We start from the raw sequence: 19,178 nt of genomic DNA, 5'->3' as shown, positions 1-19,178 counted from the left end.
ACACTCCCTGTCGATTATCTTTTCAGAGATAGATACATCACAATGGAGTAAATAGTTTTCTACCGTTTTCTAGATGCAGTATTAGGAATGCTTTTACGGCCCTTGGTCGTACCTCCACGATAACTAATGACTGACGTTCCGAGAGGGGATCGAATGAACCGTATCGCCGAGGAACTCGAAGTATCGGGTGATTCTCTTCAAACTGCAGAGATGCTTGCTCGTCAAGCTTCGATGGAAGGCATCACGTCTGGGCGAGGAAACGATACCGTCGCTGCAGCGGCACTCCTTCTCGCGGTCAAACAGTCTGGCGGGTGGTACACCGCCAAAGACATCGTGAGTTCTTGGCGTGAGGTGGATGCGTCGAGTGACCTCAACGAAGAGTTCAGCCTGAAGAGTGTCCTCCGAGCAGAGAAAGTGCTCGCAAAGGAGTTCAATATCGAAAACACGCCTACAAAACCGGAAGACCTCGTCGAGCGCTACGGTACAGAATTAGGGACGTCAGATGAAATCGTAGAACAGACGAAGCAATTACTCACAGACGTCCGTAGAGAGGAAGCCTCGGTAATAAACGGAGGTCGCTCTCCTGCTGGTATCGCCGCATCTGCGCTCTATCTCGTGGTTTACCTTAACGACCTCCGTCTGGAGTACACCCAAGGGGACATCGCAGAGGCCGTTGGTGTAACTGAAGTCACGATACGAAACACCTACCAAGATATCGCGGACGCACTCGGAGGGAAAGAAGAGCTTGCTCGAACAGAGACCTACAACGTTGAATCGGGAAAGAAACAATATGAGCATGATACGTTAGGTGAGGATACTAAGCCCGACGCTAACGAAAGTTCAGATAATCAGGAGAGTACTGAAGACACTCAAACAGAACCGTCCACTCAAGTATCTAGTGTCGAAGGCGAGCATGAGAAACCTTCGTCGGACTCGGTCCAGTTACCACGTTCGTTAGTGACCACGATTGACGCGTTGGTCAACCGCAATGTTATCGAAGCCAGTTCGGTGGAGTCGTTCGTAGATGGTTGTGTGAGAGACTCAGTAACCGAGCATCTACGGAGCGATGAAAAGTCGTTGCCGCCCTTATTTAAAAAATCGTCTAGCGAAGTCGTTTCAATCCCCATCGATTCACTGCTTGCAGATATGGTTAGTGCAATCGTTGGACGGTATGAAGCATTTGAAACTAGTTCTGAGCTTGTAGGATCTATCGTACAGGAGAACGTGAACTCAATTGCTGAACCAATCTCTGTGTCTGTAACATTACCGCCGGACGTCGGAATTGAACTGACGAAACGAGTCGAGAATGACAACACGTACGAAACAGAATCTGACTTGATCAGAGAGTTAGTTGTCGAGAATATTCGGGGAGAGTAGGTAACCCAATATGCCATTTTCAGCAATGAACGATGGTGAGCGAGTGTTACCACACCAAGTTACTGCCGAGGCCTCACTCACCTGCCCAAAGTGTTCAGACAATTTGACCGTAGTGACTGGACATCACCGAAATGGGAGATTCGTCGCACGGCACTTCCGGCACCAAACGAACGAGGACTGTGCTGGCGAATCCATTCCTCACCTCCGAATGAAGTTGATCGCACTGTCCAAGCTGAAGGTTGAATTTCCGAACGCCACGGTCTCGTTGGAAAAGACAGTCGGAAACAGACGAGCGGATTTGCTCGTAGAATTCAACCAACCACGACATCCGTTTGGGCATGGCATCGCAGTTGAGGTCCAATACCGTAACAATTCCAAGGACCTCTTCGCGACTGATTCAGATTATTATGACCAAGGGTTCAGTGTATTGTGGCTCTCAGAACAGCACTATTCGGGATACGACGTCTCAGTTAATCATGTTCAACACGTTTGGCCACGCGCACTCCCAAAGCTTCGAGGATACGATGGTCTTCAGTTGCCTATCTGCGAACCCCCAGAGTCAGTGGAGGTCGATATTATACTTCCAAGAGAGTATTTTGAAGCAAATGAAGCCAAATTAAAACGGGCTTATCAAGAAGCGTCTCAGTCGCCGACTCTATCAACTCCTACAGAGACGTCACATAGAGAAAAAGCAGTTTCTGGTAACAAGTCTAGTAGCTGGGTGACACACAAGCAAGTTTGGTTGAGTAAGAAGGCAGACCTGACGAAGAGATCTCTCCAATTCGTTGAGAGTCCCACAGGACAGTATTTTTTGAAATTGAGTAAAGGTCAACGAGGAACTCGGCCTGAAAGTATACTTGTCCGCGTGACCCCTAACGAAGTTAATCTGGTTGAGAAAATACCATCAACTATCCAGTCAGCTGCAAAGAAGGAGAAACAAAAGGGGGAATGGCAAGACCTCGATATTTGTTGGCTGAAATCGTACGAGAGTTCTGAGACTGCCTGGTTCAAAATCAAGTCAAGTAGAGATAATCAATACGTTATGGAACTCGGCCAGAAGGATTTGTCAGGCAACTCTGAGATAGTGAAAACTAAATTTTCAATTTCTGGAAAACTTCATCACGATATCGAAGAATTTGTCAATAATTCTATTAAACATCTCTAACGGCAACTACTGGACTGGTCAAAATGCTCAATTTATATAGGAATGTTTGCACGCGAACCTAGGATAGTGGAAGGTGACATGATTAAATCTTCGCCTGGGCTCACCTCCTCAAACACCAAAGAATATCACGTTGCATTAAATTTCGGACAGTATGCCTACTGTCAAAGAATATCAAAACGACAAAGGATATTATATTAGGTCAAGTATCAACGGAAGCTACGTTACACTTCAGTTGAGTCCGGAGGCTGAAGGCTTGTTTTCTGATCTTGGGCTCCGTGGAGAAGACCATATTTCGTGGCAGTTTCTCAAGCCTCTTTGTGACATCGGCCATGCCTACACTAACAAGTCTGGAACAGAAGTGAAAACAGAAGATATTGACCCCGAAGCCACGGTCTCCTCGGGGAAGCTGACACTCGAAATGAAGCAACGGCTCAAAGACTTTCTATACCAACACACACCTACCGATTGCGAGCTAAATGAAGAGAAATTGTCGACAAGCCCAGATGAGAAAACCGCGATTGTAGGTCGTATTGACGCTTCGAAACGATCGTTCATCAAAAAGTGGAGTCCGTCCGATGACGAGTACGAGGCAACATTAAATCGGATTGCGAGGGCAGATGATCCAGATGGTATCCTGAAATCAATTGCTCATCATTCGACTGAACACCCCATTATCGTACAGCGCTTTCGGGTGAGCTCACAAGGAGTTCCTACGTATTCGTTCGATACTGATGGTATCGCTTGGACAGTCCATGATTTCCGGACTGTTGACAAGGTAAGTACCAACGCCGAGTTGTTTTTCGAAATCCAGCCTGGAACCAGCCACTCTCAATCAATCACAATGGGACCCGACGAGGTAGAGTGGCATACAGCGGGTGACACGTTCTCGAGAGAGCAGATTGATGAGTTCCTGATAGTTGGTCCTGATATACTGTACTACTTCAATCACTTGATTACGAGGCCGAGTGCTAGTCCAAAGAAGATTACGTCAAACCCAACTGCAAATCTCAATCCGAAAGACGAATCGCGCGCTGAGTCTCTTAATGACCTGGGAGGAATAGATCCGGGAGAGTATGAGCGGTCTCTAGGTGTTGTACTCTCGTTAAGCAACAAGGGGTACGGCAGAATTAGATCGCATTCAGGTCGTGCTTTCACATATTCTGAGGATGACGTGGAGGGCGGCGGTATTGACGTTGGTGACATTGTCACATTCGATGTGAAGCCTCACAGGAGGAGTATTTACGCTCACAGTATCACTAAAGAAGAAACGGAAATACCAAGTTCTGAAATACTTTGTAATTGGCCAGAGTGGCGTGAGCGGTCATTATCGTGGGTTCTGGATAATTGGGAAGACGAAGGGAGGCAACAAGCGGTAGGTACCGGTTCGGTCGTCATCGGCAGTTCTGGTGAAGAAACCGATTACGAGTGTGTCCAGGTTCGAGTTGATTCTCTTGCGTTCTACCTTGCTAATACCGATGACGGGACAAACGATGCTTTCGGCGAAGCTGTTCGGTCGCTTCTGAAGCGTACAATTGACGGTATCCAAAGTACCCCGCAAGCACCAATCGCTACAACAGAGGTTGAGATTTCACTACCGACGAATCTGCTTTCGATGATTGATTCTGTTGTTGAGAGTTCTTCGGCTTATGAGAGTCGAAGCCAATTCTTTAGCGGTGCTCTACAGCGTCACGTGGATGAAGCAAAACAAGTAGAGTTGACTGTACGTGTCCCGCAGGGCTATCACGATGCCGTTGAAAGACTATCTGAAGAGCACGGGATATCTACCCCTGAATTCATGCGTGAGGCACTCGAGGACGCTCTAATCTCTGAACTCCGTCACAAACAATAGCACTACCTGGTTCGTGGGAACGACAATTACCAGTTTTAATCCCAAGGCAGGGTCTTGAGAGTATTCAACCTGCTACCAAGACTGTCCTCAAGCTACTTCACAATGCTATGAACTGCGTAGACACTGATCTGAAGTGGATGAGTACGATTTTTGTTCATTTATCTCAACGTCGGAGATCGTCGCACACTCATTCAAATCACGTCGACAATCGCGTCAGTAGGGATGACTCCGCCTACGAGTAGCTCAGGAAGTCCTTCTTCGGTTTTTAGATTGTAGGCGTCGATGTCGTCAGGCGAGTCAACGCGCTGTATACTTTCACGGTACGCGGCGAGCGCTTCTGTAACCGTATCAAATCTAAGCATGACGTTTTCACCGCCGTAGGAGTAGTCGATGAGGTCAGACACGGCCCCCATGTCCGTGAGATGCATCCCAGGGGCCCGAAACACGCTCCATCGAGACGGACGTGTTGCAAGGAATTAACGACAGTCTCGTCGCGTACTCGGAGAGCAATTCGAACGCTCCTCATGATATTCTAAAGGAGTATGCTAAGTGGCTCTCATCGGAGAGTAACCTCAGTACATCACAAAGCCGGTTAGTTGAGACGTCTGCTTGCTGAAGATGTGTCCAAACAACAGCAGCAAGCAGACAGTGAAATCCACGAGGACCAGCTCCTTAACTTCCTCGTCAACTCTCTTGACGAGGAAGTTGCTCTCACTCTCGGTGAAAACGCCGAGCTCGATGCTGAAGACATCTACGAGGTCCTCGTCGGCGCGTGCGCCGACGGGACCTCGGTCTCAACGCTCTGTGAGAGAAGCGAAGATGCACCCCACAAAAACTCGGTTCTCTACCATCTCCGCACCAAGTTCGACCTTGAGACGCTCGAACAAGTTGGAAACACGCTCCTCCAGAAGGACGTTCTCGACGTCCTTCCCCAGCAGGTGGAGGTCGTTTCGGACCTCCACCTGCGGCCCTACTATGGTGACGAAGATGACACGGACGGCCTGTACCACTCACAAGCGAAGCGTGGAACCACCGCGTTCCACGCTTACGCGACACTCTACGCGCGTGTGAAGAACAAACGCTACACGCTGGCGGTGCGCCGTCTCGAAGACGGCGACACCGCCAGCAGCGTCCTCGCCGAGTTTCTTGGTATCCTCGACAGCCTTGACCTCGATGTCAAGGCCGTCTATCTTGACCGCGAATTCTACGACAGCAAGTGTTTGACGCTGCTTCAGGCGCACAACCACGCCTACGTCATGCCGATCGTCCGCTGGGGACGGACGATCAAGCAAGAACTCTCGGAAGGCTGGAGTCGCGTGATTCAGCACAGTCTGATGGCGAAACTCGACGGTCACAGCTGGACCGTCGAGTTTCCCGTCTACATCGACTGTACCTACCAGAACGGACGGTACGACGAACATGGAGTGGCACGTCACGGCTACGCCGCTGACGCGCCGTTCATCGACTCACCACGAGACGCTCGATACCACTACGCGAAACGCTTCGGTATCGAGGCGAGCTATCGACTCTCCGAACAAAGTATTGCGACGACCTCGACACAAAGTCCGGTCGTACGGCTGTTGTACGTCGTGGTGAGCTTGCTATTACAGAACGTCTGGCGGTATCTGCACTGGGAGTACGTGGCGACGCCCCGCCGAGGCGGGCGTCGCCTCTGGCAGTGGCCGTTCAAGGAGTTCATCAACATGATCCGACGGGCAGCGTGGACGGTCCTCGCGGTGCGTCGGGCCGTCCCCGCGAACCGGCCACCGGACGACCGGTTTACCCGGTAATCACCACCCAGACAGCCTCCAGCGGGAGTGGCGACGCTGTCGCGTCGGCGGCAGCCGCCGCCGACAGCGACAGCTCTCCGTCGGTTCGCCCAAGATTCTCTCGTCGAGACCGCCAGTACAACCGCTCCGGCACAGAACTCAGGCTTCAGAAACAGCTAGCCGAGGATGCTTTGTGAGGTACTGAACCTCGAAGTAGACAACATAGTCTACCGCTCAATCGATGCGAGGACATTAGTCGGTGAGGGTGGTGTCGACTCGGAAGCGTACATCGCTTCACGTCTCGCAGTACCGGACAAGAGTGCCGTTTGCGTTGTTCTCCGGTACACTGACCGGCTCATACATGCTGCTATACAGGACGTTACAAGCGCAGAACGGGCACTCGTCGCGCTGAATGAACAACTTGCATCGTGGGAAGACGAGAACCTACTAATCGTCGAAGACGCGGACGAACGGGTGCATGAAATCTTTCCGCAAGTTTACTCAACCGATATTTACGATCTCGACAAGCATCGTTGAGCGACTTAGTACTATTAATAAACATCCAGCGTTCGTGCTTCAGATAAGCAGACACTGATGTGTGAGAGTAAAACTTGCAACAGAACACAAACTCATTCGGGCGGGTTTTAGATTCTGTATAGCACTATACAGTGTATTCAATGTTGGCTCCCCCTGTAGCCGTATTTTACTAATTTTCGTTGTGTACGAACCACTCCCGCATAAGCCAAAGTATTAACTCAATGGGATAAGGTCGGTGAGTAATGAAAATCACACATTCAGAATTACCCCAACACGCAGCGAGCGGGTTACTCCCCGGTGAGCAGGCGTGAATTCGGAGGCTGACTCCCAGGGTTTAGAGGTCGAAGAGGACGCTTCAGAGAACGAGGCGAGAGAGCGCCGCTACAAGTGGTCACAAATGAGCCTCGACGAACTCGTCGACGTCTACTGGCAAGACATCGCACCGGAACGATATCGAGACGGGTTCGACGAAGACCGCGACATTCCAACCTACGACTGGCTTACTGAACACGGATACAGCGGAATCGCGTACGCGCTGCGTGAGCACCACGACCTCACACCCAAGCAATTCTTCGTCGATGTCGTTGGTCTCGAAGGCGAAGGTCCGGGAGAATGGCAATGGGGAGTGGGCCACGACGCAACTGTCGACGCACTCAACGCGTATATCACCTCTATCGAGACCCGTGGTGGACGAGCGGACAGTACAGTCGAGACGCACCGCACACGGCTAGCGAAGTGGGTTCGGACCTATCACGAGCTCCACGGGACAGACGCATTACTCAAACCACTCTCCGACCTCGACCAGCAACCACGAGAAATCGAGCGCTGCCTCACAGTTCTCGACGCCTTCGACGAAGAGTTGTCGACCGACCGCTCGAAACTTGAGTATCTGCACGTCGCCAGAGCGTGGTACGCGTTCGTGAAACGCCGGAAGTACGCAAAGTACAACCCACTCTCGGAGGCGGGCGAAGAGTTCGGGTGGGAGGCCGCTGAGCCGGATCCACAGGCATTGTCGGCGTCGCAGGTGCGTCGAATCTATGGAGAGGTGGATTCGCCCGAAGCGGAGTTGCTCGTCGTCGCACTCGCGGGATGGGGACTCCGACCTTCGGAAGTCGCTGCACTCCACGTCGATCAAGTGGTACTCGACGCTGAGGATGCACATCTATCGTTCTGTGACGGTGAAAGGAAAAATGGGCCTGGAGAGGTGGCACTGCTGTACGGCGTGGACGTCGTCGCTGATCGGATTGATTCGCTTTCTGACCGCAAAGAGTGGAACGGGTATCTGTTCCCGTCACGGTCATCTTCGACCGGTCATATATCGGTGAGTACCATTCGCCGACGATTCAAACAGCTTGCAGACCGTTCTGAGGTGGTTGTCGACGGCGAGACACCAACGCCGAAGATGGGGCGGCGGTTCTGGTACTCGGCATATCAGGAAGCCGTTGGTGAGGTTCTCGAAGGATTGGAGGGTGTTGCAGAAGACCAAGGGAGTTCGTCAACAGAAGTTGTACTTCGGAACTATTTGTCGAGGGAACAAGAGCGGAAGGCGCGGCGTCGGCGGATGAAGGAAAAGTTGGCTGAAGCGTTCAATCAGTAAGACCACGAGACTACTTCTCAGAGTTGTTTTCGAGTTCCTCACCATCACTCGTCTACACTGAAACCGTGATACTCCCGACTCGCTTGGAGATAAATCTGGGCAGGGTGTATATCCTCGTCATCAGGAAGATTCAGTGACTCACCATCCAGCTCTATGAACTCTTCATAGCCGTCCAGGTCAGGCTTATCTAGAACCACGACGTCGTGGTCATCGGTGATTGTGAACCAACCGGTGTCAAAGCCCCAGTGGTGAAGCTTACAGAATGCAACCCCGTTTCGAATGTCGTCTTTCCCACCCTCACTGCGGGGATAGATGTGCGCAGCTTCGACCTCAGGGTTCCCTGCCGGCGACAGTCGATTTGCTCCACACACTGCACACTGCTCGTCATATGCGTCCTTCACGGCGTCAGCGAAGGCCTGACCTCTGGCAATCCGCCGGTTCTCAGTGTACTCTGCGTCTTCCAGCAACTGGGGCGCACGATTGACTTGGTCGGCTATCGCCTTCCGTTCATGTTCGATTTCCTCTGGCCAGGGTAGGTCTTCTGTGCTGTCGACGAAAATTACATCCCCCAGACTCTGTCTCCCAGTACGCAGTGAGCTCACGCGCTCGTCAGCGACACGTGTGAATCCCTGCACGACTTCTCGGCCCTCGTAGCCTAGTGCGCTCCATACCTTGCTAATTGGTTGGACGTCCTCTGTATACCGTGTGACCGTGAACACGTACTGGCTTTCAGGCTCTCCCCAGAGCGCCTCACCTGCATTGGTTCCGGTTATGATCCGGCCGACCCGTCCACCAGCGACAAACTCACCAGCGTGGTAGAAGAGAAGATAGTCACCCGACTGCAGTTGGTCAAGTGCGTTCTGTTTCTTTGCAGATTCGGTCGTTGTCGTCCCCCAAACCCGAAGGTTTCCCGCCTCAGCGAGTGCTAGTGGGAGATCGTCGTACTGAGTGATATCGACAGGGGTAGATACCGTCCGGTCAAACTGAGTTTTCCAGTCGTCGCTGATAGGGATCAAATAGAGGCCGGGTTCGGAGTCGATGGTCCGTTTGTCGACATAGACTATCGAGAACTCGTATACCATTCGTCCATCGCGTTCGACATAGTCGGAGTCGTTGACTTCAACTTGACCTTGGTACCGCCACTTTCCGTCGTCGACACCCTTGTAGAAGAAGAATATCGGCATACGTTCGGAGACCGCTCGGAGCAGGTTCGAGTTCCCGGGCGATTTTTCTGACTGATCACCTCGCAATCCCTCTCCAATGTAGGTGAATTCGCCACTCTGTACTGAGTCGTCGTACGGGCCGTCTTCCTTTGCAAAGAGGAGGACGTACTTTTGCCCGCTATCATCCGTGCGAGGGTTGATCCCAGTGATTTGGTAGCCGAATCCTGTATCGAATACGCCCTCAATTTCCTCTTGGGAAAAGTGGTCGCCCCTGTGGAGCTCTGGGGGAGGAACCTGCATACACGAGCGTTGTTCAGGTGATACTTTTCTGTTGTGTCACGTCACCGTGATGTGACCCGCGTTAGATATCTTTGGCTCAGTTGAAATCCTCGATGAGGCACCTCGAAGTACAGAATGTGTGTGGCCTACGATATCCGATTAACTACCATGATGCCAATGGTCGGACCTCTTCATTCGGCTCGGGTGAATCGCTAGAAGGCAACCGGAGTGGAGAACTTTGAAACGGGAAGATTACGATGAAGTCCTCTCCGGAGTTGGTCTCAACGGTAGTTACGCTCATAGCGGCCCCAATCGGCACTCATCTGGGGTATTCACACCACACCTTACAGGCAAAGCCGTCGCTGTCCGGCGATTCACCAAAGTCGCTCTGTTGAAATCCTTCAGAGTTGATATTGAGAAAGGCTCCTCTTCCCACCGGATTTCGTCGATCCGGTTAGCGAAATAGCCTCTCAGTAAATTGCCAGACGTAAACAGGGTTTCAACAGAACCAGGTGATATAGAAACCGACGGTGTGGTCAGCGGTGATTTCGAACCAACCGTGGTGGATACCCTACTGGACAAGATAATGCGGCCTCGCTTCGCTCGACCACAGCGGTTTCAATCCCGTTCTGGGTTTCTACTGCCCTGCGACTCGGCGATGGCGTCGGTCGCGAGGCCGATCAAAGTGAATTAGTGTAACCTGCTCGCGCTGTACTCTAACTGGACTTCTGCAGCCCTATTCTGAGTGTGACTTCTCTCAGTCGTGGCTGAGCAACTGATTTGCGAGAGCTGTGAGTCCTGCTGTTTCATCAACGGCGTCCGTCCAACGGCGAGGTAGCTGTGACTGACCAAATCGAGCACCAGCGACTGCCCCAGCGATAGCACCGATTGTGTCTGCATCACCACCGCGGTTGACCGCAGTTACAATCGCACCCTCAAGCGTCGCTGCACCAAGTGCGTCGTGAAGTGCAGTCTGCAGCGAGGCCACGACGTATCCAGAGGTTTTCAATGCGTCCGGAGACTCTCCACAAGCAATCGGTTCGAGCGCATCAGTAAGCGCCACAGGGGCATCACTACCAACGAAGTCAAGTGCGTCACGAAGCGGTGTGTCAGCGTCCTCAAGAAGACCAGCGATTGTGAGATTCAACACGGCACACCCCCACGTACATCGAGGATCAGCGTGTGTGATTTGGGAAGATTGTCGGCTCACATCGACGAGAGTGTCCCAGTTATTCGCATACGGAATCGCCAGTGGTGGACATCGCATCACACTGCCGTTCCCGGCGTTCTGCCCTTCCGGACTCGACTCCCAGACTGCCTGCCCAGCCTCGTCCCATGCTGCACCGTGTTTGAGTCGGCTTAGTGCCCGGAGTGTCATCCGTCCAATGTCGAATGGTTCGCTGTCGTACCACGCTACAAATCGGTCAGCGATATCCCCTGGAGAGAACTCGTCATTATCTGCAAGACTTCGTGCGATACACAGGGCCTGCTCGGTGTCATCAGTAATTGTCCCGGCTGGTTGATTCCAGGTCCCGTACCCAACCATGTCGGTCAGGCGTCCGTGCTCAGCAGCAATCGCTTCTGCAGACGTGAACTCGACTGGCCGACCCAGTGCGTCCCCACACGCGAACCCCACCAACACGCCACCGGCCCGATTAGAATCCATGTGGAAGGCTCCGGTGACAAATCAGAAATATTTTCGCACAGATGACGTCACTGGCAAAATCCCTGCTTCAAAATTGATGTTCACACAACGTCGTGGGGATGTACGACCCACTTCTCTTTGGAGACATCTAACAGCGCAACACCGTGCTTCTGGAAGCTTGGCTTCATCATCTCGTCTTCGATTCTAATACTCCCAGCGGCTAATACAGGGATTACTCTTTGTTCAGTTGCGATTGACGGATAGTCCTCAGTAAAGCAGTCCGAGTAAAATAGGGATTGGCCGAGATACTGGTAGACATCAGAAACAGACCGAATAGGTTGACTCTTGGTTTTTAATTCGGTTACATAGACTGTTTTTGGCCCAGCGATAACAAGGTCGACCCGAGCGACTCCAGAGGAAGTCCCAGAGCCGAAATTCTGTGTGATTTCTGCTTCCGTCCAGAAACCCCTCGGAAGGTTTCTGCGTCCGCTTGGCTTGAGTACTTCCGAAACGGTTCGATCAGTGCTAATCTCCCTATCTAAAGTCGCCGCGGATCGCTGTATTCCAACTGGTGCCTCCTGTTGAGCGAATACAAAGTCGTTCTCCTGCGTCTCTAACCATCTAAGCAACCTCCCAGCCAATGCGTCCTCCTCAGCAGTAGTCCCAGAGGCTGCACGGACTGTGATGTCACGTTCTTCAGACGAGAACTCGCGTTGTCTTTGTTCGTATCGCTCAATTAGTGCAGTGTCGAGAGAATCTGCCTCTGCGTCTCGCTGAATCAGGTATTCTAGCAATTCACGCGCTTGTCCCAACCGTCCGTCTACAGCCTGAGTAAACGCAACATCACAATTGAGTGGTAGATCTGCCGATGGGGTGTCTACCGAAGGGTGCTCATTTTCACTGTAGCCACATAGTTGGGCCAAGTAGAATTGTGGCTGTTCAGCGGGATTGTCTCTGATAACCTCAAATGGGTTATCAACATCAATCTCACTCAATAATTGGTCTTTAGATAGCGGTGTCAGTATATGGTGTGCAAGTGCCAAATCATCCGGCGTCAGAGTCTGAGAACCATTGGTCCTCTCGTACAGGAGGTGCAAAGGCACTTCAAATACTCTCATCAGTTTAGACGAGAGTCAGTCAAAGTAATAACATAATGGGGTGACTGCAGTATAGTGACCATCTTAACCGATACTTATGTATGTTTTCTGAGAAATGCGACCAACTAGGCCGTTCTCTTAGATTTCGTTCGACAAGCCCTGTCCCTTAGAATTCAAACAGCGCGATCAGTCCTGAAACAACCTCTCGTACGGGCAGATATCCAAGTCCCGGCTGTTACAACAATTCCGTTGTGCTAGCACTTTTCCATCTAATCGAGGGTATCTGGACACGCTCAATTTCTTTGTCGGACGCAATTTCAGAGCCATATTTTGTCCTTGAATACAGTGTACTCTCTACGGCAGAGAACAATCGAATCTCTCAACAACCATCACCAAAAGTCTCATATCTGATGTAGTGCTTTATTACAAGTACATCTAATTTGAGACACCATGCTAGAAGAGAATGAGTTGCGAATCATGGCGACACTTGATTCCCCTAAAAAGCGCCGAGCACTTGCTACTGAGCTCGGATATGAGCCGGGGACCATCACGAACGCTGTGGTACATCTCGAAAAATTGGGTTTGGTCACCCGCGATCGGGTGGGAAACGAGACGATAATACACCCAACGTCTGCGAAGTGCCTCGAGGTGTACCAAGACCTCACGGCAACCAACTCCCACGTTGACTTCCCGGAATTGCTGACGTCGTCGATGCTTCGCGTCCTCTATTATCTCCCCGCCGATGAACCAGTGTCGGCAGCCGAGCTTGCCCAACGAACCGAGGTGTCACGGGCAACTGTCTATCGGACGCTCAAGACGCTTACAAACCGGGCAATAGCTGTTAAGCAAGGAACGAGATACCACCTCACCGAACAGTTCTCAGGACTTCACAAGTTCGCCGTGGAGCTCCGGCACCAACACCACCGTATGCAAGTCCAGAGCGACATCGGGAGTGGAACACTTCTGTGGGAATCTTATGACGAGTTCATTGTGCGAACAGACGAGGGTGTTGACGACAGTCAGTACCTGCTAACAGGACTCGATGCATTCAGCGAATACGGTCTGCAGTTTTTCACGCGCTCGGGGAACTATTACTTCTACTCAGAAAGCCGAGAGTCACTCTCACCGGCCGATTTGGTCTGTCACCCACTCCTCATCGAGAACGACGCTCGCCACCGAAAGTACGCTATACTTCTCATTACCGCAACCAACACATCTCACGAAGACGTTCACAAAGTCGCAACATCCTACGGAGTCGAAGACATCATCTCACCTCTCTTGACGTACCTACGAACAGAAGGCGAACAGTCCTCAGCCCAAACCCCACCCTGGTCTGAAATGGAATCGCTCGCTCGTGACTACGAGGTAGAGATATGACCCGCGAGTCGACGTTGGAATACACGGCGATCCGAGAACAGTTTCACGAACTCGCGAACCGTAGACCGTGAACGGGTCGCTCAGTGTATTCGACTACTTGCGGAAACCGAATACGATGACGACCTGTACGAAGGAGTTCCCGAACGGGCGGTTGAATCGAAGCTTGGTGAGGAGACAGCTACGTCCGATATTGAGTGGCTCCACCAGATCGGAGTCGTCAGATACGGTGAGGACGGCTCACTCGTCCTCCAAGAGAAAATTTGATACCCGAATGGTAAAATCCAAACATCGTTTCCTCGTACAATCAGTTAATGAGTGAGCCAAAAGACGCGGACACGAGACCAAAAATATCAGTTGCAGTTGTAGATAAGAGCCACACGAACGAAATCCCAGACAATATTGACTCTGAGTTATATACGACAACAAGGCCTGAGTCATCGTTGGTTGAGTTTGCGGCCGACCCTGACGGGGAACTGGCAGAGGCACTCAGGCGAAACGGATTCGACGTCTGAGCTAATCCACTTACACACCTACCTAACAGCTATTCCTGCAAAAAAGTGGTAGAATAATAGGATTTCAACAGAGCCGAAAAATGCTATCCCTACGCGAGAGCCCTTCATCACCAGCCTTCTCTTCCTCAATTTTTCATCTTTCACACGGGTGCTGAACCGTACTTGCGCGTGTCTCTCATTCACCTGCCCGAATTGACTGGCCCTTTATATTTCGACTTGATTTTGTCTCCCTCTCGCCACTGCCAGTAGTAGTATCGGTTGTCGTTGATCTCTTTGACAGTGATCGTCGCCTTCGTAGGGACATCGTCTGGAAGGTCGTCCGACCGTTCTTCGAGCTCGCCTTCCGGTGACTCGTCCTCAAGACGAGCCTCGCGCTCCTTGTGTTCGGCCAGCTCTTCGGCATAGCGGCCAACGTCCCGAAGACGGTTCGGCGATGATCCATTGAGAGCGTTGACGACTTCCGTGGGGAGGTTCGGCGGCGGCGTTGGTGGTTCGTAGGACATCGGCTGCTGCCTCGTGTTAACCAACACAAGTCGCTAATCAAAAATTTTGTTGGTTAAGTCAGTGCCGCGAATCGTATCCAAGACTCAGAACAAACCCACACAGCCTCTTTTCAGCTCACCATCCACGGGTCAAAGCGCCAAACCAGGATTATCGTACAAAGTATCATACCCTAGAAGGTGTTATCGTAATTGCAAACATATCTTAGCACCCACAAACTAATATGAGCGTAATCCGTCTCTAGGACAATGACTGAGGATACGCCGTCTCCGCCGGACATGAATCTGGCCGGTGAGTGGGACAAAGCAGTCGAGAGCCGGACGGTCAAAGATCGTGTGTATGAAGCAGTAACGACGCTCACGTCGCCGACCACTGTTGCAGATGTCGCAGAACGTGCTGACTGTACAAAAGAAGGCGCACGTCCTCATCTCGAGTGGTTCGTTGACGTCGGAGTGCTCGAAAAAGTCGCAGACAATCCTGCTCTCTTCGTTCGCAATGAGGCCTACTTTGAGTTCCGTCGTGTCACGGAACTGACCCGGGAGCTCAATACACCAGAAGCGGCTGAGGAAGCAATCGACGAGTACCGAGCCCGAGAACAGGAACTCTCGAGTTACTTTGAGGAATCCTCGCCTGAGGCAGTTGTCCTTTCCGAGACGACGTACGACGATCTCGATGAGGCGTACGACAGGTTGAGTGAATGGCGAACAGTCACTCGCCGCCTTCGTGAACTCCGAGAAGCCAAATTCCGTCTCGAATCAAATGTCAGTGGAAGTCCTGCCTCCTCGTTTCCCTAACCTCGATGGGACGCACAGATGACCTCAACGAAGAACGGATGCGAATTCTCGGTGGTCGACTCGCAGATCTCTCGGTAACCGAGACCGTCCAGTACTTCCCGTCTGGAAAGGAAGACCGTGTTGTTGCCACTCTTCAGTCGAGTTACTATCCCGACGTCGTGGATACTGCTACTCTCGAAATCCGTCTTCGACTGAATGGTGAGTTCAATATCCAGTATTTTGAGGAATGGGCTGGTGAGCGCTGGTCGTGTCGATGGGACCGCCACCCGAATACACACAACACACGCGACCACTACCACGTACCACCCCAGCCGCGAGAAGAGAGTGCGGTCGATGCAGTCTACCCAGATGATCCGAATGGCGTGCTTCGGGTCGTTCTTCAGACGATCGAGAAACGAATTAACGATATTTGGGCGACAACAGATCCGGTTTTCCCGTCAGAATACGAATTCGAGAAGGAATACGGCGCAGACTACCTCGTGGACACGTAGCGCAGTTTGTCACTCTGGGCGGACAACTTCATCGCATGAATAGCACTCTGCGAACACGCCAGTTGTCCCATCGCCATCCTCGAACTCAATAATCGACTGATAGGCTTCGATCTCTTCGCCGCAGTCAGGGCATCGGCCAAGCGCCGTCGAATCACTCGTCATGGGGGATTGTGGAGACGCATGTGACACAGATTGTCTCCAGTAGTAGTTACATGGTGTCACAGCAAAGATGTTTGGCCAGTTCGCGCGCCCCCCAAAGTCCCAATCTCCGGACCTGTGGTCGGCACTGGTTGTTGATATCGGACCAGGATAACCAATTTCAGAGTTGGCTATTTCGAGATAGGCTATTTTGCCTTCAAGCGCAACGGAGTCTGCTCGCATATTCCGAGCAGAAGGTTAGGAGCAAGTTAGGTACCTAAGGCAGCTAAGTCACCTAAGGTAGAAATGGTAGGACAGAGACATTTCTGGATACCATCCATAATCGAGAACAGCCTTAGTTAGCTTAGTTTCCACATTCACATTAGGTACCTCAGGTGCCTAAGGTGGCACAGGCCCATTAGGTGAGGTAGTTGAGCTAGGACCAATAGATAACATAGATGAATCAAGCTGTACAATGGTACCTACCTTACCTGCCTTAGGTACCTTAGGTGGCTTAGGTGAGGTAGTTAAGTCAGGAAATATTATATGATATGCGTGAGTCTATCCGCACAACCACAGGTACCTCAGCTACCTTAGGTGACTCAGGTGAACTCCAATGTCACAGGAACCCCAACCAAACGCTGTCGCACTGAACACGCTCAAGGGTGGCGTCGGGAAAACAACGATTTCGCTTAACACTGCCCGCGAGTTAGCTGAGCGAGGTCACGATGTTCTGCTTGTCGACCTCGACCCGAATGGTCACCTCACAGTTGGCCTTGACTTCCGCGAAGTCTATCTAGACGATGAGCACGCAGATCTCGGAGAGATCATCATAGATCGGGATGCAGAGCCAGATGACGCAATCGTTTCGACTGAGTTTGGGTTTGACCTCTTCCCATCAACAGCAGACCTCGAAGACGTCCAAGATCGTCTCGGGTCGGTGAACCACGGAACAGTCAGGATGCGACAGTTCCTTGTTGAGCCGCTCTTGGGCGACACCTACGATTACATCATCATCGACACGCCCGGGAGTACGGGCCACCTCACGGACAACGCACTCGTCGCAACCGAGTCGATTCTTGTGCCACTCCGCCCAGGCCCTGAATCACTCGGAGGGTTCGAGCGAACGGTCGAGCGTCTAATCAAGCCACTTCGAGAGTTCATTTCGCTGGACTTGCTTGCAATTGTACCGACAGACCTCCAACGTCGTATCGATCAACAAACTCTTGACCGAGAGCTGATCGAGTCGTTGGTGACGCGTGAACATCTCGCTGCGAAGGTCCCAAACTTCGCGTATATCTCTCCAGCTGACCTGGAAAAGATTGATTCCGGAGAATGGGATGGCTCACTCCCAAAGCCAGGTATTCGCCACTCTGAGTCACTTTCCCGTGCAATTGGAGATCACAAACCGCTTCGAGACTACGCACCAGAAGATTCGATCCTCTCGTCGTTCGAAGAACTCGCAAGCATCATTGAACACGGAGAGGTGCGTCGCTAATGGGGGACTACACCGACCGCTTTGCAGGGTTGGATGAGGAACTTGCGGAAGTCGAAGACGATGACGAAGAGCAGGAGTCCGATACAGCCAAGTCTGAAACTACGGACACCTCTGGAGAGGTACGGGACGAGGTGACGGTCAAAGATGAAGACATAGAGTCAGACGTTGATTCCAAAAAGGAAGATGAAAGCCTCGAACGTGAATCAGAGGTGAGTAAGCAGTCAGGCATCGATGGACCAGAACAGGAATCCAATCAAGAAGTAAGGCCAAATACTTCTAGAGCGCTCGAAGACAGTAATCCCGGTTTCCCCTTCTCTGAGTCGGTACAAGCTCAGATATACCCACGGCGAACCACCCACGACGAGTTTGAGGACTTCATTCAATTCGACGTGAAACAAGCGCTCAGAGAGTACGGTATCCGGAATGACGAGAAGCGTGAGATACACGAAGCAATCCTTCAGTTCGTAATGGAACATCCTGACGCAATTGCCGACAAGGTGGTCCAACTTCGCGAGACATAGGACGAGAATTATTCCACAACCCGTTGACACTCCACGATGAAGCGAAGTTGGTCACTCACGGAGTCCGGACACATACACCGTCGTTCATCTGTTCTTTGAGTCGAGAGTAGAGTGGTGATGGAGTGACGACTATAGTTAGTATATAAAACAAGGATATTTCACTCAGTTTCATAACTCTGGGTGAATTGATTAAACGTCATTAACACGCGTTTGACGGCTTGATAAACTACCTAGGCGAACTTAGAATAGACGGTATAATTATCTTCTACCAGTAAATATATAATAATGCGAAGGCAGTGATTTGTGGTAAAAATCATTCAATGGTTCTAGTTCTAGTCTAGTGTTGATTCGGTTTTGGTGGTACAAACACGATGAATCATGTTTTGCCACTTGCTGACCTCGGGTTCACGTGGAAGAACAGATGAAATGTGGTGTGTGTGTGTCGGAATCTCTGAAGAACAAACGAACAGATGAAGAGGTGGTGTCTGACATAGATTCGAGGCTTCCTTGCCGAGCTGACGTCACGGTAGTTCGCTAATCTACATCGATGAAAAAGAGAATTGGGCGGTGACTCTGTAATGATCGCTTTGGCGAATATTTGGTGTAAGAGCGTGACCTCGACTATGTTTCAGAAGAAACAGATGAACAGCGGTGTCTGTTACAACATCAGTGTGTAGTTGAACAAGCGAATCAAATGAAATGTGGTGTCTACAAAAGAAACAGATGAACAGGTGGTTCTAGCACTCTCGTCGTGAAATTCTGCAATAGATAAATTATTGATGCTTCAACCCGGTGAGATATGCCTGATTTCTCTAAAGGAAACAGCGAGAGTTCCACAAGCTAATCGACTTTTGGACTTCGCTAGTAT

The 19,178-nt window shown here is 51.3% G+C and carries 16 protein-coding genes; 11 read left to right on the top strand and 5 right to left on the bottom strand.

Translation table 11 applies throughout. The features are described 5' to 3' along the window. Window positions 1-126: 126 nt before the first annotated feature. The 3 genes from NDI65_RS19880 to NDI65_RS19870 all read left to right on the top strand — a co-directional run bounded on the left by NDI65_RS19880 (window position 127) and on the right by NDI65_RS19870 (window position 4,391). Window positions 127-1,377: a transcription initiation factor IIB family protein gene (locus NDI65_RS19880; RefSeq protein ID WP_275880866.1), complete on the top strand. Its 1,251-nt coding sequence runs from the start codon at window positions 127-129 to the stop codon at window positions 1,375-1,377. 10 nt (window positions 1,378-1,387) lie between these two features. Continuing rightward, entirely contained in the window at window positions 1,388-2,542 is a 1,155-nt protein-coding gene (locus tag NDI65_RS19875; RefSeq protein WP_310894146.1) for a competence protein CoiA family protein, read from the top strand. Window positions 2,543-2,693: 151 nt separating this feature from the next. Then, a complete protein-coding gene (locus NDI65_RS19870) occupies window positions 2,694-4,391 on the top strand; it encodes a hypothetical protein (protein WP_310894145.1) in 1,698 nt (565 codons plus the stop codon). A gap of 191 nt (window positions 4,392-4,582) precedes the next feature. Here NDI65_RS19870 and NDI65_RS19865 read toward each other — a convergent pair whose 3' ends face one another. Next, window positions 4,583-4,795: a hypothetical protein gene (locus NDI65_RS19865; RefSeq protein WP_310894144.1), complete on the bottom strand. Its 213-nt coding sequence runs from the start codon at window positions 4,793-4,795 to the stop codon at window positions 4,583-4,585. Window positions 4,796-5,011: 216 nt separating this feature from the next. Here NDI65_RS19865 and NDI65_RS19860 point away from each other — a divergent pair, with 216 nt between their 5' ends. The 3 genes from NDI65_RS19860 (at window position 5,012) to NDI65_RS19850 (ending at window position 8,294) form a co-directional block, all read left to right on the top strand. Continuing rightward, on the top strand, window positions 5,012-6,181 hold the full coding sequence (locus NDI65_RS19860) for an ISH3 family transposase (protein ID WP_310894143.1): 1,170 nt from the start codon (window positions 5,012-5,014) through the stop codon (window positions 6,179-6,181). 165 nt (window positions 6,182-6,346) lie between these two features. After that, on the top strand, window positions 6,347-6,697 hold the full coding sequence (locus NDI65_RS19855) for a hypothetical protein (protein WP_310894142.1): 351 nt from the start codon (window positions 6,347-6,349) through the stop codon (window positions 6,695-6,697). Between the two features lie 397 nt (window positions 6,698-7,094). Continuing rightward, window positions 7,095-8,294: a tyrosine-type recombinase/integrase gene (locus tag NDI65_RS19850; protein ID WP_310894141.1), complete on the top strand. Its 1,200-nt coding sequence runs from the start codon at window positions 7,095-7,097 to the stop codon at window positions 8,292-8,294. A 44-nt stretch (window positions 8,295-8,338) separates the two neighbouring features. Here NDI65_RS19850 and NDI65_RS19845 read toward each other — a convergent pair whose 3' ends face one another. The 3 genes from NDI65_RS19845 to NDI65_RS19835 all read right to left on the bottom strand — a co-directional run bounded on the left by NDI65_RS19845 (window position 8,339) and on the right by NDI65_RS19835 (window position 12,499). Continuing rightward, entirely contained in the window at window positions 8,339-9,757 is a 1,419-nt protein-coding gene (locus NDI65_RS19845; protein ID WP_310894140.1) for an HNH endonuclease, read from the bottom strand. A gap of 736 nt (window positions 9,758-10,493) precedes the next feature. Further along, window positions 10,494-11,402 (bottom strand): ADP-ribosylglycohydrolase family protein, encoded by a 909-nt coding sequence (locus NDI65_RS19840; protein ID WP_310894139.1) that lies wholly within the window; start codon window positions 11,400-11,402, stop codon window positions 10,494-10,496. A gap of 80 nt (window positions 11,403-11,482) precedes the next feature. Next, window positions 11,483-12,499 carry a hypothetical protein gene (locus NDI65_RS19835; protein WP_310894138.1) on the bottom strand — a complete coding sequence of 339 codons (1,017 nt, stop codon included), beginning with the start codon at window positions 12,497-12,499 and terminating at the stop codon, window positions 11,483-11,485. Between the two features lie 429 nt (window positions 12,500-12,928). On the opposite strand from NDI65_RS19835, the gene NDI65_RS19830 reads away from it, so the two are divergent. Next, on the top strand, window positions 12,929-13,855 hold the full coding sequence (locus NDI65_RS19830; protein ID WP_310894137.1) for a helix-turn-helix domain-containing protein: 927 nt from the start codon (window positions 12,929-12,931) through the stop codon (window positions 13,853-13,855). 691 nt (window positions 13,856-14,546) lie between these two features. Here NDI65_RS19830 and NDI65_RS19825 read toward each other — a convergent pair. Further along, entirely contained in the window at window positions 14,547-14,870 is a 324-nt protein-coding gene (locus NDI65_RS19825) for a hypothetical protein (protein ID WP_275880870.1), read from the bottom strand. A gap of 246 nt (window positions 14,871-15,116) precedes the next feature. Here NDI65_RS19825 and NDI65_RS19820 point away from each other — a divergent pair, with 246 nt between their 5' ends. The 4 genes from NDI65_RS19820 to NDI65_RS19805 all read left to right on the top strand — a co-directional run bounded on the left by NDI65_RS19820 (window position 15,117) and on the right by NDI65_RS19805 (window position 18,310). After that, window positions 15,117-15,662, top strand: a complete 546-nt coding sequence (locus NDI65_RS19820) for a hypothetical protein (RefSeq protein WP_310894136.1) — start codon at window positions 15,117-15,119, stop codon at window positions 15,660-15,662. A 5-nt stretch (window positions 15,663-15,667) separates the two neighbouring features. Further along, the gene (locus NDI65_RS19815; protein ID WP_310894135.1) at window positions 15,668-16,153 is read left to right on the top strand and encodes a hypothetical protein; all 486 of its coding nucleotides are present in this window, start codon (window positions 15,668-15,670) and stop codon (window positions 16,151-16,153) included. 754 nt (window positions 16,154-16,907) lie between these two features. Then, complete coding sequence (locus tag NDI65_RS19810) at window positions 16,908-17,789, top strand: ParA family protein (RefSeq protein WP_049922180.1); 882 nt, start codon at window positions 16,908-16,910, stop codon at window positions 17,787-17,789. Next, on the top strand, window positions 17,789-18,310 hold the full coding sequence (locus tag NDI65_RS19805; protein WP_310894134.1) for a hypothetical protein: 522 nt from the start codon (window positions 17,789-17,791) through the stop codon (window positions 18,308-18,310). The genes NDI65_RS19810 and NDI65_RS19805 overlap by 1 nt, the downstream gene beginning before the upstream one ends. Window positions 18,311-19,178 lie beyond the last annotated feature (868 nt).

The organism is Haloferax sp. S2CR25 (genome assembly GCF_031624535.1).
GTDB classification, from domain to species: Archaea; Halobacteriota; Halobacteria; order Halobacteriales; family Haloferacaceae; genus Haloferax; species Haloferax massiliensis.
Note: the sequence above shows the minus strand (reverse complement) of the source record. Positions and strands in the feature narration are given on the sequence as shown.